The sequence below is a fragment of the Archaeoglobus sp. UBA230 genome (assembly GCA_002507545.1).
Classification (GTDB): domain Archaea; phylum Halobacteriota; class Archaeoglobi; order Archaeoglobales; family Archaeoglobaceae; genus Archaeoglobus.
Map to the genome: position 1 here is coordinate 1 of DAVR01000040.1, position 13,941 is coordinate 13,941.

At 38.9% G+C, this 13,941-nt stretch carries 19 protein-coding genes; 9 read left to right on the forward strand and 10 right to left on the reverse strand.

Annotated features, from left to right (window positions below):
• From BP688_RS11645 to trxA, 7 genes are all read left to right on the forward strand, one after another.
• On the forward strand, positions 1 to 554 hold a 554-nt coding region (locus tag BP688_RS11645), incomplete at its 5' end, for a hypothetical protein (protein WP_290624673.1).
• Positions 555 to 632: 78 nt separating this feature from the next.
• Positions 633 to 3,020, forward strand: coding sequence for an ATP-binding protein (locus tag BP688_RS11650; protein ID WP_290597183.1), 2,388 nt, complete (start codon positions 633 to 635; stop codon positions 3,018 to 3,020).
• A gap of 37 nt (positions 3,021 to 3,057) precedes the next feature.
• Entirely contained in the window at positions 3,058 to 3,591 is a 534-nt protein-coding gene (locus BP688_RS11655) for an SAUR-like auxin-responsive family protein (protein WP_290597184.1), read from the forward strand.
• Between the two features lie 28 nt (positions 3,592 to 3,619).
• Complete coding sequence (locus BP688_RS11660) at positions 3,620 to 3,994, forward strand: hypothetical protein (RefSeq protein WP_290597185.1); 375 nt, start codon at positions 3,620 to 3,622, stop codon at positions 3,992 to 3,994.
• A 27-nt stretch (positions 3,995 to 4,021) separates the two neighbouring features.
• Positions 4,022 to 4,990, forward strand: a complete 969-nt coding sequence (locus tag BP688_RS11665) for a hypothetical protein (protein WP_290597186.1) — start codon at positions 4,022 to 4,024, stop codon at positions 4,988 to 4,990.
• A gap of 11 nt (positions 4,991 to 5,001) precedes the next feature.
• Complete coding sequence (locus BP688_RS11670; RefSeq protein ID WP_290597187.1) at positions 5,002 to 5,526, forward strand: hypothetical protein; 525 nt, start codon at positions 5,002 to 5,004, stop codon at positions 5,524 to 5,526.
• 45 nt (positions 5,527 to 5,571) lie between these two features.
• Positions 5,572 to 5,895 (forward strand): thioredoxin, encoded by a 324-nt coding sequence (trxA, locus tag BP688_RS11675; RefSeq protein ID WP_290597188.1) that lies wholly within the window; start codon positions 5,572 to 5,574, stop codon positions 5,893 to 5,895.
• A gap of 357 nt (positions 5,896 to 6,252) precedes the next feature.
• On the opposite strand, the gene BP688_RS11680 is transcribed toward trxA, so the two are convergent.
• From BP688_RS11680 to BP688_RS11715, 8 genes are all read right to left on the reverse strand, one after another.
• Entirely contained in the window at positions 6,253 to 6,633 is a 381-nt protein-coding gene (locus BP688_RS11680; protein WP_290597189.1) for a hypothetical protein, read from the reverse strand.
• 265 nt (positions 6,634 to 6,898) lie between these two features.
• Positions 6,899 to 7,174 carry a hypothetical protein gene (locus tag BP688_RS11685; protein ID WP_290597190.1) on the reverse strand — a complete coding sequence of 92 codons (276 nt, stop codon included), beginning with the start codon at positions 7,172 to 7,174 and terminating at the stop codon, positions 6,899 to 6,901.
• A gap of 77 nt (positions 7,175 to 7,251) precedes the next feature.
• Positions 7,252 to 8,370 carry a hypothetical protein gene (locus BP688_RS11690; RefSeq protein ID WP_290597191.1) on the reverse strand — a complete coding sequence of 373 codons (1,119 nt, stop codon included), beginning with the start codon at positions 8,368 to 8,370 and terminating at the stop codon, positions 7,252 to 7,254.
• Positions 8,354 to 9,898, reverse strand: a complete 1,545-nt coding sequence (locus BP688_RS11695) for a DNA methyltransferase (RefSeq protein ID WP_290597192.1) — start codon at positions 9,896 to 9,898, stop codon at positions 8,354 to 8,356. Before BP688_RS11695 ends, BP688_RS11690 begins: the two co-directional genes overlap by 17 nt.
• A 13-nt stretch (positions 9,899 to 9,911) precedes the next feature.
• The gene (locus tag BP688_RS11700; protein ID WP_290597193.1) at positions 9,912 to 10,169 is read right to left on the reverse strand and encodes a hypothetical protein; all 258 of its coding nucleotides are present in this window, start codon (positions 10,167 to 10,169) and stop codon (positions 9,912 to 9,914) included.
• A gap of 250 nt (positions 10,170 to 10,419) precedes the next feature.
• Positions 10,420 to 11,061 carry an AAA family ATPase gene (locus tag BP688_RS11705; protein ID WP_290597194.1) on the reverse strand — a complete coding sequence of 214 codons (642 nt, stop codon included), beginning with the start codon at positions 11,059 to 11,061 and terminating at the stop codon, positions 10,420 to 10,422.
• A complete protein-coding gene (locus BP688_RS11710; protein ID WP_290597195.1) occupies positions 11,055 to 11,210 on the reverse strand; it encodes a hypothetical protein in 156 nt (51 codons plus the stop codon). Before BP688_RS11710 ends, BP688_RS11705 begins: the two co-directional genes overlap by 7 nt.
• Complete coding sequence (locus BP688_RS11715) at positions 11,173 to 11,685, reverse strand: BTB/POZ domain-containing protein (RefSeq protein WP_290597196.1); 513 nt, start codon at positions 11,683 to 11,685, stop codon at positions 11,173 to 11,175. The genes BP688_RS11710 and BP688_RS11715 overlap by 38 nt, the downstream gene beginning before the upstream one ends.
• 31 nt (positions 11,686 to 11,716) lie before the next feature.
• Between BP688_RS11715 and BP688_RS11720 the strand changes: the two genes are divergently transcribed.
• Both BP688_RS11720 and BP688_RS13580 read left to right on the forward strand, forming a co-directional pair.
• Positions 11,717 to 11,854 carry a hypothetical protein gene (locus BP688_RS11720; protein ID WP_290597197.1) on the forward strand — a complete coding sequence of 46 codons (138 nt, stop codon included), beginning with the start codon at positions 11,717 to 11,719 and terminating at the stop codon, positions 11,852 to 11,854.
• Between the two features lie 20 nt (positions 11,855 to 11,874).
• Entirely contained in the window at positions 11,875 to 12,165 is a 291-nt protein-coding gene (locus BP688_RS13580) for a DUF6293 family protein (RefSeq protein ID WP_394329814.1), read from the forward strand.
• A 99-nt stretch (positions 12,166 to 12,264) separates the two neighbouring features.
• Here BP688_RS13580 and BP688_RS11730 read toward each other — a convergent pair whose 3' ends face one another.
• Both BP688_RS11730 and BP688_RS11735 read right to left on the reverse strand, forming a co-directional pair.
• Positions 12,265 to 12,936, reverse strand: a complete 672-nt coding sequence (locus BP688_RS11730; protein ID WP_290623539.1) for an HAD family hydrolase — start codon at positions 12,934 to 12,936, stop codon at positions 12,265 to 12,267.
• A complete protein-coding gene (locus BP688_RS11735; RefSeq protein WP_290597200.1) occupies positions 12,926 to 13,936 on the reverse strand; it encodes a PIN domain-containing protein in 1,011 nt (336 codons plus the stop codon). The genes BP688_RS11730 and BP688_RS11735 overlap by 11 nt, the downstream gene beginning before the upstream one ends.
• Positions 13,937 to 13,941: the final 5 nt, after the last annotated feature.

The following is a 13,941-nucleotide window of genomic DNA, read 5'->3' on the forward strand; positions in this document are numbered from 1 at the left end:
AAAAATTTCAGGACTATACAGATATTGAAGAGGACTCAGCATCTATTAATCTGGCAGAGCTTCCTTTAGACTTGAGAGCTGAGATAACAACCAAAGTTTCTGAACTGCTTAATGTTGGGATTGATTTGGCTAGGAATGTTCTGGCAGAGTTTCCAGAAGTTAAAGAAGAGAATGAGAAGATAATACTACTTGCAAATCCTATTAATTATTCAAAGTATTTCTTGGGATTTGCGGAGGATATTGAAGCATGGCTTAAAGTTGGAAGACTGATAAAAGCCGTGGCGAAGTCGCAGGAGAACGGCTACGCTGTGATGGACAATTTTGTCATAATCTCGGGAGTTAGAACAATTTTCGTATACGATGGGAAAACTGGATATTTCATCCACGAAAAGAATTTTGATCAGTTCATATACTATGCAGTCTTTGGAGAGAATGAGCTAAAAACTGCAAAGCCGGATGATTTTGAGATAAGGACTGTGCTTGAGACAATTAGTGGAGTAAACATTCCACATAAAGACGATTTGCTTAAATTAATTCTTGCTGAGAAGATCTAGTTTAGTTTTTGCGCAAAGAGGAGTTTGCTGAATTTGTTTTGGATTTTGAGGAATGGAACTCTTTTAGGAGGTGTCATTTTGGGTGAGAAGGTAGTTTGGAATTTTGAGCTGAATGTTGTTAAGGAGTATTTGAGCAAGTTCTACTCCTCAAACTTTGCCTGCATAAGAGAGTATTTGGCGAATGCGATTGCAGCCCAAGTTAAAGCCAATGTAAACGACCCAATTAAGGTTGAAATCTATCCAGACAGAATCGTCATTGAGGATAAAGGCATTGGAATTAGCAAGAAAACGTTTAAGGAAGTCTTCATGTGGTTTGGTAGAAGTGAGAACAAAAACGTTAGCGGAGTCCAAGGAATGTTCGGTTTGGGAGCAAAGTCTTTCATGATGCTTACCGGCGAGAAGGGCAAAATGATCATGAAGACGAGATCAAGAGAGACAAATGAAGCATATTCAGCCATTTTAACATCTTACGGTGCTGAAATAATCGATGATGGCGGCAAGGAAGACTACGGCACGAGATTTGAGATATATCCTGAAGAACATTTTAGCTCTAGAACAATAAACAGCTTTGTCGGAGAGATAAGAGAGCTTTTCGACTTTTCGAGGATTCCGATCAAGCTGCTCGCTGTTTTGGAGGATGGTGATAAAATAGAACTCAGCGTAGGTGTTCACAACCACGAAATTGAAATGTTAGAGGAGAACGAGGTTTATGAGCTTGGACTGTTGAAAACAGTTCCAGCCCACGAGAGTTGGAGGAGCTGGAGGCATGACAAGTACGCGATAGTCCTCGGAGATGTCCTGGCGAAGAGGCTGATGTACTCTCCACCGCAGGGATTCTTCTTAAGGATAAAGGTCGAGGATGGCCGAATAGTGGACGTACTTGGGCGAAAGGTTAGGACACCTGTACCCACACCAAATAGAGACGACTTTAAAGAAGGACACAGAGATTTTACAACTCTAATGGAGCTGAAGTACAGGATAATCCTGTTCAAAAGGGATTTCCCAAAGTTCCTACACATGTCCGCTCAGGATCTGTCATCGTACTCTTCCGAACAGCTTGAAGAGTTACAGAAGGCGTTGAACAAGATACACAGCTACTGGGAATCGTACAGTGACGCAATAGAAAGAGAGATACCAAGATTCTTGAGCCTAAAGAGGACTGTTGATCTCCTCCTGACAGAATTACCAGCATACGGAGTGTGGGGTGGAACGAAGAGGAACGGTAGAAGAATTACGGTTCTCTGCAAAGACGTAATTTATTTAGCTGCAACTGGGAGAAAGACGGGTTATTTGAAGAGGAGACCAAACTCAAAGAAGGAATTAGATTTAGAAGATGCTGGAATTCATGCAGTCTACGTTGACAATCCTGCAATCATTGAGTTCTTGGAGAAGAATGGTGTTAAGGAAGTCAATCTGAGTAGGGAGAGAATTTTGAGAAGACTAAAAGTATATAGGATTGGCAATTTCGAAAGAGATGGGCCATACTACTACACTAAAGAAGAATTACTTAATGAAGTGCTGGAAGGAAAGCTGATCATATACGCTGAAAAGGTAACTGACGTACCAGAAGAAGGTTTCCCCTACGGATATCTCGTTGTCGGCTCAAAGAAAGTCTACAAAGAGCTGAGAGAAGTCGCTGGAGACCTAGTCATGACATACGAAGAGTGGCTGGACTTTGTTAAGGAAACGACGCTTGTAACAGACGGCTATACGGTTAAAACTCTCAAGCAAATAGAGAAGAATTACGTACTCGTAGAAGCTCCAAACGATCTCATCTCACTTCTTCCAGTAATAAGAAAGATTGTCGGGGAAGTTTATGCCCTTCTGGATGTTACAAATACTGCATACGCCAAAGAACTCTTTGCCGTCGAAGATTTCGTGAAGTGGTTCTTATCAAGATACAGCTCAAGCAGATTCAGAAGTGATCTGGAGTTGCTTCTATTCACAATCTTCAACGAATATGAGGTGCTTAGACACTCAAACCTGCTAAAAGATCTAACTAGCCTGGCGTGTAGGTATGCTGGGATTAAAAAAGGTAAAACGGTTGAAGAGCTGGAAGAAGATGCAAAGCCAATACTTAGAAGCATAGTTAAGAAATACGGCAGGCTAAGGCTAGGGAGGTACGAGGTGACTGTTGACGATTGCTGCATCTCTCTTGAAGATGTCACTTTTCCAAATCCGTGCATTCCAGAATCGACAATGGAAAAGGCGGGTGACGAGGAGCTTATAGGACTGATAAGGCTGAAGAACCTGTTTGGTGAGATGGGATTGCTAATCCACCACGCTGAGAAGGGTTATTCTGTGAGATCAGCAGATGGTTGCGAGATAACGAATGAGGAGCTAAGGGAGATTATTGAAAAATGGATTGAAGTTAGGAAGGACACGTTTAGAGACTGGGAGTGGAAAGCTCTTGTTAGCTATGCACCAAACGTGACTGGGCTTTTAACTCTTGCAGTACTTATTTGATTTTATTTCTTCTTTAAGATTTTAGAGGTGGTTTAGGATGGAAGAGATTTGTTTCTGTGCAAGATGTTTGCATTTTGGCTATGATGCTGTGGTTGAGGACGTATTTTACTATGATGCATTTGGAGAATACCTTAAGGATTACCCCGGAAACGAAAAAGAGAGACTCTGCCATAAAGAGGGTGAAGGAGGGATACTTGTCTACGCTGAATGCAACGAAGAAGTAGTAGAACTCCTTAAAGATGTTAAGAAGGAGTTTTGCGGCGAAGTCGCTTCAGCTGTAGCACTCCTGCTGAGCGTAGCTGGGAAGTTCTCGATAAACGGGGTTGAAGGAATAATCAGTGTGTATGATGTAGACGCTGGAAGAACAGACAAAAAGGACGGATATGAATTGGATAAACTTACAAGAGATTTCCTTAAGGAGCATTTCGCCAAGATAGTCAGTGAAGATAGATCTCGTGCAAAGTACATTGTAGAAGCGGTAGAAATGGTAAAATCTAAGGTTCAGGTTGATGAGAGTTTTAAGAAATACCTCGATGAGATTGAGCGGCTTATGCTGGCAGTGTTAGTCTGATCAAATCTTTTTTATGAGGTGTGCTATTATGGGAACAATTTGGTGCAAGAGCAAGGGTGACGTTTTGAAGGAGCTTGTTAAAAGGCTTGAGCATCTAGAAAAGCAGGGAGCAAAAATATCGAAAATGAAGGTTCTCAAGGAAATGAGAAAGATTGTTGGCATAGCTAAAAATAACAAAGAGATATTCTTCTTCGTAGCAAATTTTAACAGTAAATACGTTTTCACAGCAGCGTATAAAAGCTTAGAAGAGCTGAAAGATGCAGCAGTAGCCCCATATGTTCCCTATTTCGAATTTCCAGTAGATGTTATAGGATTTTTCTCAGCTTACGAAGAAGTTTCAGGATTGGAAGAGGCCTTGAACAAGCTGAACTTAGAAGCAGAACTTCTGGCTAACCTCATTTGATTGATTGTAAAATTAGGAGGTGTTTAGATGGCATTTATTCCATACTACGATCTTATCGCGTGCTTATTCTTTAAGGAGGTTAGCAGTGGGGGAGAAAAAGTCGTTTTTGAGGCCGATGGGACTGCAAAATATGTTTACTGGGGAGATAACGTTTTTGCTGAATTGACACCAGATAACATGCTAATACTTAGAGAAAGTGAAGATTATTTCAACGATTATTTTTACAGAAGTGCTCTCCTTAGATTGAACGAAATACTTGCTCAAGCGTCATACTATGCTAGAAAGAAGTTCGAAGTTGATTTTGAAGCGAAAGCTAGGCTGAGAAGATTTGGCAATGATAAAAAGCTCTTTCTGTGGTTCAACGGTGTAGCTTATCCTTTCAAGGATCGTGTCAGCATAAGCCTCAGCGATAGTTCCCTGATTCCTCCCAATGGTTACAAGGAGCTGTATGAAAGTGTTAAAAAGCTACAGGAAAAGTGCAAAGCTCCAAACTCTTCAGTAGAGAAGGCTGTATACATTCTAGAGAGTAAAGGTTTCGATGCTGCTGAGAAATACCTTAAGATGGCTATTAAGAAATCTAAAAGAGCTAAAAAGGCGTTGAAACCGATAGCAGTTTTCTATAATGAGCTTAAAAATAGTAAAGAGATCGTGGATGTTAATGGATTTAAACTGTTTACATTCACTTACAGAATCTCTAAATGGTCTGACAAGGAGAAAGAGGTAATAGTAATCATTTGCAAGAATGGTATAGCAGTTTTAGAAGTCCGAAATCTGTTCAGAGTGTATTCTATTCTAAGAAGGATTCAGCGTGGTAAGTTTGAAGAACCTGTAAACTGGACCGATGACGATGATAGAATGTTCTTTAAGTGGGACGATTCAGAACTTCTGGATTATTTGAAAGAGTATGTTCTCCCAAACATAGGAGATTTGAAGTTTGATTTGATCGAGTTGCTCCCTGATGAAGTTAGGCTTCAGCTACTCTGTGATATCCTTTAGGAGGTGAATATATGGTTCTATTCTGCGGAGAATGCTTTCATTTTGGCTATACAAAGTATTACTGTGAATACTACGATTACGACGGATTTGAGGGAAAAGTAGATGATTACGGAGACCTTGCGGAAGTTTATTGTCCATGTTGCCATAACGGTAGGCTTTTAGAGGTGGATCTCGATGAAGAGCTTGTTAAAGCTTTAAAAGAATTTGATGAACTCGTACCAAAGCTTAAAATTGAGTTAACAACAGCATGTGATTTTAGGGACGAATTTTCTATTGCCAAAGAGTTTTCGATAAGTGTTCTGATATTTGCAGCTGCTGGTTTGTGCAAGCTTAGGATCAAGTATTATTATGGTGGATCTTGGAGGAGTGAAGAGTTTAAGGAAGATGTATACAGAATACTTGAGAGAGCGATTAAAAATGACTTGAAAGCAGTCATAAATGCTGTAAATCTGCTTTTGAGAAGCGATGTTAAGGAAAAAGTTAAGAGTGTTTTAAACTGGATAGAGAATTACGTTAAGGGACACCCGAATTACTAGCGAATTGCATTTAATCCCAGCCCACGATCTCTACAGAGGGTTTACATGGCAGTCATTGAAGTTAATCCTGAAAACTTTGACGATGTTTTGAGAGAGAACGAGAGTGTGGTTGTTGAGTTTTGGGCTGATTGGTGTGCACCATGTAAGAAGCTAAAGCCGATCATGGACAAACTTGCTAACGAGTTCTCAGAGATAGTCTTCGTAAGATTCAACGTTGCTGAGGATTCAGAGATTCCCAATAGGTATGGTGTGTCCGCTGTACCAACGCTGATATTTTTCGGGAATGGTAAACCGGTTGATGTTATAATCGGAGCAATACCTGAGAATGAGATGAGAAGAAAAGTTAGAGAATTTCTGGAAATTTGGTGATGGAAAAGTTGCTGTGTAAACTATATTTTATTTATCTTTATAATGATTTAAAATCGAAATTAGTTAAAATAATTGTAAGTTAGGGTTTTAGTGTTAGTTTTCTATATTCTAATCCTCTCGGATTATTTCTAATACAATCAAATAACATCTTAGCAAAATCTCTCCTAGTCCCAGAATAGATTAAAAAAGAACATGAGCTTTGGAACTTAATAAATCCCAAATCTAAAGAGGCAACAGTCTACAGATTTTCTTTGCTTCTTCCCTTATCCTGCTTCCTAAAGGAGCAGATGAATATTATCTTACATTTTACTTACTTCTTGCATTTAATGATATGGAGCTAGTGATGACATCTCTCTCCTAAAGCTTGCGAGAAGATATTCTGATCTCTGAATTCGAAAAGTATACTTCAAGGATTTCGCATTCAAAACCGAGAAGCTTAAGTAAATCTATGAGTTCAGAATTCTTTCTGCTCTTAACATCATCTGGATACTCGTACTCAGACCATTTAGTCTTAACATCAACGAGTTTTCTTTTCAGTTTTGTAAGTTCTTGATCATGTTTTTCAATATCCTCCATGTATCGTTCTATTCTGTGCTCAAGTAGCTCTCGAGCACGAGAGAACTGTAAATGTCTAAATGTAATCGTTGTTCCAGTATATCCTTCGAGCATGGACTTTCCTCCTGCAACATTGTATCTGCGTTCTATAATGACCAACCCAAACTCTTCGAAGTCCTGCATAAATTCTTTAATTTTGCATTCTTCTATTCGTTTTAGGCACTTTACGAGACACTTATACCAGCAAGATTCTGCGAGACGTCTAATTGCCGGATGGGGAGGATTCAGATTTCTTAATTTGTGTTTAATGAACTCTTTCTTTGATTTAACTGGTTTATTGAGAAAATTAACAAGACCTTTTATCCCTTCGTCTTGCAGAACACTTGTAAAAATTCTTTGAAGAAGATCAAACTCGTGATATGTGTATACTTTTCTGATAGCTTTCGCTTTATTGACATCGTTTTTTGGAATTACGAGCAAATCGAAAGCGCGAGTTTTTTGTCAGTATAGCTTTTTCCAGTGGGGTTAAAACGAGCCTATCGTTTACGTGCTCTTTACCTGTCCCGCTGTAGAAGTTGTAGAAGTCACTTTCTGTGCTGTAATGTTCTAAAAACCAAACGATGTATCCCTTACTTCTGTAGTAGTCTCTAGCGATCCATTCTCCAATTTTTCCCTTTGTTATATTCTCTAAGTTCCAAGGTTCTATTACGTCGAACTCTGGCATAGTACCCTCCTGAATTTACTCCTTTCCGATACCAAAAAGTCGAAATAATTTTTTATATATTATATATTTACATTCTACTATCCATCACAGAATTTCCCACATTTTTCCCTTAAGTCTTCAATGAAGGCCTTTATACTATCTTTATGGAATGTAAAAACTCCTGCCCCACATTTCAAGAGCTCTCTAGCGTCACTCCATCGTGCAATCCATCCAACTCCATCCATTAAAACATAAATATGGATGTTTTTATGTTTATTTACTTCCTCCACGATCGCCTTTCTTTTGTTGGTCTGTCCACTGCTCGTAGTTAGCATGTACATCACTTCAATAACAGCACATGGATTTTCTTTATTTGGAATATAGATGTCCCATTTTCTCATGTCTTTTAAGTCCTCATCAACATCTTCTTCCTTTGTCCCTTCTAAATGTAAATGGAATCCCTCTTTTTCAAGAACTCTTTTTAGAACATCCTCGTAATTGTATCCCTCATATGCCTTTGTTCGTCCTTTTGAAGATAGAATATATAGTTCCTGAAATAAGGAATAAACCTTACTGGAAATTGTTTCATCATTGGGATTGTAAATCTTTAGTAATAATTTTAGTTTCTCGATACTCTCCTCATACCTTACTTTTATGGCTTGAGCGATGTAATCATGTTCATCCCCGTCTAGGATATTGTTTTTATAGAAATCATGAAAGTTGCCTAATATAATTTTAGAAAGCAAATAACTACAAAGCTTCAAAAAATTAGTGTCATTTAATAAGTTTTTTATACCTTTACTATCTCCTGGCAATTTTCTTCTTTTTATTAAACAATTTTTTAATAATGTATTTAATTCTTCATCCCGTATTTTTCCATTTCTAAATTTATATTCTAACAATATAAGGAGTCTACCAAAAAGTTCGTAAGAGCTTAATCCGACTGTTAAAGTTATATCTATATTGTCTTTATCATTCAAAAACTCTCTAAGGCGAGTCTCTTTAACTTTTACATCCTCAATTTCCATTATCTCTTTAAGCGTAGTTAAAAAGTCCTCAAAGACAGATCGATCTGATAGAGTTATTTCTTCTTCTGTTCTCTTACTACTAGCTAGGATGCCTACATTCTTCAAGTATTCTTCAACCAACTCAGGTGTCAAAATAAAGGTGTTAAGTGAAATATATTCGGATATCTCTACATCAGTTCCTCTCCACATCGAATTCACCTAAATTTCCCTTTAAATTTAATACAAGCTTAGCGTATTTTAAGGCTTTTCCCCACGAAGGAAACATTCTCAAAATTTCCTTACGTGAAATATTTAACCGTTCTTCAACTTCCTCAATAGTAGGTAACCTTCCGAGCTCTTTTGCTAGTTCACCTATTTTTATCTGTACATCCTTTTTAGTGAGTTTCGATGACCTTCTATTAGTCTTGGTACGAATTAAAGAATTACTATTACCGTTTAGCCGTTCTAAAGTTATTTTTATATACATCGGGTCAATATCTATTCCGAAATAATGTCTATTGAGTTTTTTAGCAACAACCAATGTTGTCCCGGTACCCATCATAGGATCAAGTACGATATCTCCTTCATTTGTTGAGAGCTTTATTAAGAACTCTAAAAGTTTTTCAGGGAGTTGGCATGGATGATAAAATCGTTTACCGCGATGTTTTACCCTGTGAATATCCCACCTCAGATCTCTTACCGGAACCTTATCCTGTACCATACCTTTACGTCTTCTTCTACATTTCAGTCTTAGACAAAAATCCATTGAATCTTGTTCTTTTAATAAAGGATTAACTTTAACATTTGGTGTCTTAGAAAACCACAAGATTGCATAGTGAGCAGGAATAAGTTTACCCCTAGGTTCGGCTGGTTCGTCCCAAACAATCCACCTCTGGAAGTAGTACTCACCTATGAGTTCAGATGCAATTTCATGTGCCCATTTTGGAATGTTTAAAAGGAAAAAACTGCCTCCAGGTTTTAAAACTCTAAGACATTCTTTGATCCATTTAAGGGACCACGTAACATAATCGTCCCTTTCATCCTTATAAGTGTTATATTCCTTACCCAAATTGTAAGGTGGATCAACGAAAATCATATCCACACAATTGGAGGGTAGTGTTTTTAATACATCTATAGAATCACCTTGAATTACTTTATCCAAGTAGTTTTCAGGGAACTTATTAGTAACTATGTTCTGTGGTACATCACTTTTACGTAATGGTCTTCTCTCTCCAAAAGTTACATCGAATTTATCGAACATCCTTTTGAATTCTTCTATAACAGGGTCTGGTGCAAAATTATTTACGATATCATTATAACTCAGGTCTAAATGTTTCCATACATCTGAAATCATCGTACCTTCTGGATGCATAAGATGCTTTTTTCCACCCCAGTCTTTGAGTGGTTCTCCACAGAATTTACAGAATTTATGGGGAATTCTTATTTTATTGACTTCTAAGTTATTTTTTGTAAATATCAGAGCTCCAACGTGCGAGATTGGTAACACGTTATTTGAAAAATTGGGCTCAAAGTGAATGGCGATGTGGTACTTGAAGTTAAAACCTATTTCAGTCAGTTTTCTAAACCAGAATGGTAAATATATAGGGGTGTCATAGACAACGACTTGCTTATATTTTTTTATTTCTGCTGGTAACTTAATCTCAACAATACCTTTAAATGGATATTTCAAATCATTTTCAGAGATAAAATTGTTTATCAAGATGTTTCTAGCACACATAGTAACCCCATTTCTATTTATTTAACTCTTTTATCTCAAATCCTAACTTAGTCAAGATTCTGTATGCATCCATAGCGGTAAAAGCAATTCGTGGTAGACCCGTAACTTCTGCTATTACTTGCTTTATAGGATATTTTTTGCCTTCGAACTCTATATAATACTTCGTTCTTCCCATAAGGTCTTCTGGCTCCATAGATTTCAGCTTCTCGATAACATCTACTCTTTCAATTTTATACTTTTTACCTTTCAATGTGAAGATCACTACCACCACCTACACTAACACCAACACCACCTATTATTTAAAATTTTCTTTAAAACCATTATACCCTCCAACAAATTTTGAATGCTTTCATTTTGAATGGAAAAGTTGAGCATTGAAAATCTTGCAAACCTCGTTGGCTTCAATTTTTTGCTCCAAATAAACTTTACTAACTCTTCTAGAGGGTTGGAATGCAGATGAATTTCTGCCAATATAATTGACCTGTGAAACGCAAGTCGAGGAGCTTGCATGTGATAAGTCCTTATACCTCCACAACACTCGAAACACAATCGATCTTTTCCACTCGATACACCGTATCGGCAACATCTTCAAGTTCTCTATGGTGTGTTATGACAATCATTTGGGGTATTGTTGCACCTTCTCTGAAGAAACTCTTCATGATCTCTACTAACTCCCTTCTTCTCTCCTCATCGAGATGTGTTGTAGGCTCATCCATGACTATCGTTGAAATTTTACCAGCGAGAGCTTTTGCTATGGCAAGTCGTAAGGCAATTGCGATAGCAACTTTTTCACCACCGCTTGTCGACTTAATCGAGATCTCTCCACCCTCTTTTATTACTGAGATGTCAAAGTCTTCACTGACGGGTACGTCTGTTATATCTAGGTTGAAACGTTCAAGGTAGTTCCTTGCAAATTCTGATATAAGTGGAGCAATCCTCTGTCTTAGCGTCTTTTGAACCCCATCTCTTGAAAATGCATCTCTAATATTGTTTAATTTCGTTATAAACTTCGCAACATCTTCAAACTTCGTTTTAAGCTTACTAAGTTCTTCTTCAAGTTGCGATATCTTTTCATTCTCCTTCTTTAGTTCTTCCTGCTTCTTCTTCAGCGAACTATTTTTCTCTTTTAGCTCAGCTTTAGTTCGTTCAAATGTTTTCAGCAACTCTTCTTCTTAACTTCCTCATGCCTTTTTTCATCATATCCGAGCTCTTCAATCTCTTTTTGAATTCCTTCCTTCTCAGTCTCCAACCCTTTTAATCTTTCCTGTTCTTCGCTAAGTTTTTGGGTTATCAGTCTGCAAGTCTTTGCCATAAAATCTCCTCAGAACGTCTCCTACAACTTCTGCTTCTTTTTCGTGACTGTTTTCATTCAAAACTTCCTGCTGCCTTCTCAAATACCTTACAACGACTTCGTCACTAAGATATCTGTAAAGTCCAGTCCCCCAGAAAATTGAACCATCTGTATTTCTGTAAAAATCCCAGAACTTCAGCCTAGAATCTTTTGGTATCTTGAGAGTATATTCTGGATGGCCGACAACTTTTGTAGCTCCATCGTTGTCTATGTAGTAGTCTTTGATAACAAAAAAGCCGAATATGTACCTCTCATCCTCGTCTCTCTCTGGATCCACAGTTGTAAAGATAGCAAGCTTACCTGGGATAACGTACTTTATTTTCCTTCCTTTACCTTTTCTAACACCTGTATGGTTTACACCTGCCCCATACTCTGATTTCGTGAATATCTCGCTCTCGTAACACGGAAAAGCTGGAATATCTTTCCTTAAACCCATTTCAAACTGGTAGCATGGATTTTCTGGTTGTGTGCACCACGGAGCGAGAGTTTACTACGTCTTTCCAGAGAGGTACGCGAGAGATGAGGAGAAGAGAGACTTTACGGTAGAAGTGTCTGCGAAAAGCCGGTTATATTTGAACTTTCTCGCGTTGAACTCGTCAGGCTAACGAAGGAAGAGAGGTTTGCAATTTCACTCGTCCACTCAAAAATTTGGAATGGTAAAGGTTACCTGAGCCTTGATGAGATAATTGAAGAATTTTCGAAGAAGTTCCCGCACATTTACTCAGTTGAGACGGATATACAAGGTAGAATGAGCAGACAGCAGAAGCAAAAGTTGATAACAAAAATTAACAGGAGAGTGCTGGAAAAACTCGAAGCGAAAGGATACATTGAGAGAGACAAAGTCGGCAGAAATACTATTCTAAGACTTACAGAGCTTGGCGAGTTCTTTGCATTGCTTGAAACTGGTTTAAACTGAGTTCGAGTTTTTTGAACTGAGGATTTCTTAATTGTCAAGCAAAAAACTGAACCTTGGAAAAAGCATAGGGTATTCCTTTTTGGATTAGAAAAATATAAATTAATCTGATATTTTTAAAATTTTTAAAATATCCCCAGGTCGCTTAGCCGTAAAATCGGCTTCCCCGCTTTTGCTTTCGAAGAAATTTCTGTCGCCATACGCTGCATAAATCGTGAGCATTCCGAGCTTTTTACCAGCTTCAATATCTCTGCGAATGCTATCTCCAACAACTGCTGCTTCAGCTACATCAACGCCGAGCATTTCAAGAGCAAGAAGGATCGAATCCGGCTCGGGTTTTCTTTTACCAGTTATGTCAGCAGAAACAACAACATCGAAATACTTCAGTAGACCAGTTTTTTGCAGCCTCGCCAATGCATGACCATTTTCTGCATCAGTGACAACTGCCAGCTTCACTCCAGCCTCCTTGAGCTTCTCTAAGACTTCAGTAATACCTGGATAGACTTCGATACTTTCAAGCTTGACTTCGTCGTAAATTCTGCAGCACTCCCTGTAGAGTTCCTCACTAAAAACTCCCTTATCTCTGAGATAGTCGGCTAAGTTCTCGTGACTCTCAAATCCATACTTCCAGCGAAGGAAGTACTGCAGCAGCTCGTTCTCATCTCCGCAGCCAATTCTTTCAACTACTGCTCTACAAGCCTTTATTTTGGCCTCAACGAAATCGACCAAGGTGTTGTCCAGGTCGAAGATTACAGCTTTTATCTTACGCTTCAATGCCAAGCTTCATCAGCCTCCTGCAGATCCGTAAATGCTTCTCAAATCTCTGCTTCAAGTCATCATCTAAAAATCTTAGTTTCAGCTCGTCAATTCCACTCTTGCCCTTGAATTCACCGAAGATGACAACGCTGTTCAGCCTTATCACGCCGAAGACCATTGAAAGGTTGTATATCAGGCGGAGCATCGACGATGAATCGCAGAAATCAGCAGTTACAGCATGGGGAAGTTTAAAATGGAAATACTCAACTCCTTCAGCCTCGCAGAGGTCTGCCATCTGTCTGTCTGCAGTCAATAAAATCGGCATCGCTGCTCGCTCTTTTTCAAACTTCCTGAGGGTTTTAACGATTATCAGATCGTTCGTTTCCTTGTCGCTCGTCAAAGTTTCGATCCCCTCAATTTCGACTGCGTACTTCCTGAGCTCCCTGTACTCTGAAAGGGCTATGTAAGCAAGCCTCGATCGCTTCATTCTCCTGTTCACGAACTCGTCGAGCAAGAACGGCTGGTATCTCACGCCTCTCTTCATCTCGGCTATCTGCTGCGGAGAGTACTTGAAGTTCAGCGCTGCCTCTATCTCATCTCTGACAGTATCGACGAGCAGAACGTCACGTAGATCAATATCAGAGTTCGTGAGAAACCGATGGTACAGAACGTTGGTGTCTGGGCTGTACAGCACGCTCTTCCTCAGGCCGGCATAGCTCTTCTTTGCATCTTCAAATTCCGCGATGTTCTCATAATTCAAAAACCCTGCAGCCATTAAGCATTCAATGAAATCTCCATAACTCGGCATTTCGTCGGCAAAGCTAAAGTAGCTCCGCTGCCCTTCGAAATCGATTTCTCCCTGCAAAATTCTTAGCCTGTAACCGTCCTCGCTCTGTTTGGACGTGAAAAGCTGGAAGTGTTTGTAAAACGGATACGTCACGCTGATTTCATCGTCGATTAGATTTAGAAGAATTTGTAGCTCTTCGACGTTTACAGTCATCTCTTTTAGCCCACCCATTGAAA

Excerpts from the sequence above, each read along its gene's own strand:
- BP688_RS11655 (WP_290597184.1), top strand. The coding sequence starts at position 3,058 with ATGGAAGAGATTTGTTTCTGTGCAAGATGTTTGCATTTTGGCTATGAT.
- BP688_RS11735 (WP_290597200.1), bottom strand. The coding sequence starts at position 13,936 with ATGGGTGGGCTAAAAGAGATGACTGTAAACGTCGAAGAGCTACAAATT.
- trxA (WP_290597188.1), top strand. The coding sequence starts at position 5,572 with ATGGCAGTCATTGAAGTTAATCCTGAAAACTTTGACGATGTTTTGAGA.
- BP688_RS11680 (WP_290597189.1), bottom strand. The coding sequence starts at position 6,633 with ATGCAGGACTTCGAAGAGTTTGGGTTGGTCATTATAGAACGCAGATAC.
- BP688_RS11670 (WP_290597187.1), top strand. The coding sequence starts at position 5,002 with ATGGTTCTATTCTGCGGAGAATGCTTTCATTTTGGCTATACAAAGTAT.
- BP688_RS11660 (WP_290597185.1), top strand. The coding sequence starts at position 3,620 with ATGGGAACAATTTGGTGCAAGAGCAAGGGTGACGTTTTGAAGGAGCTT.
- BP688_RS11690 (WP_290597191.1), bottom strand. The coding sequence starts at position 8,370 with ATGTGGAGAGGAACTGATGTAGAGATATCCGAATATATTTCACTTAAC.
- BP688_RS11685 (WP_290597190.1), bottom strand. The coding sequence starts at position 7,174 with ATGCCAGAGTTCGACGTAATAGAACCTTGGAACTTAGAGAATATAACA.
- BP688_RS11710 (WP_290597195.1), bottom strand. The coding sequence starts at position 11,210 with ATGGCAAAGACTTGCAGACTGATAACCCAAAAACTTAGCGAAGAACAG.
- BP688_RS11665 (WP_290597186.1), top strand. The coding sequence starts at position 4,022 with ATGGCATTTATTCCATACTACGATCTTATCGCGTGCTTATTCTTTAAG.
- BP688_RS11715 (WP_290597196.1), bottom strand. The coding sequence starts at position 11,685 with ATGGGTTTAAGGAAAGATATTCCAGCTTTTCCGTGTTACGAGAGCGAG.
- BP688_RS11695 (WP_290597192.1), bottom strand. The coding sequence starts at position 9,898 with ATGTGTGCTAGAAACATCTTGATAAACAATTTTATCTCTGAAAATGAT.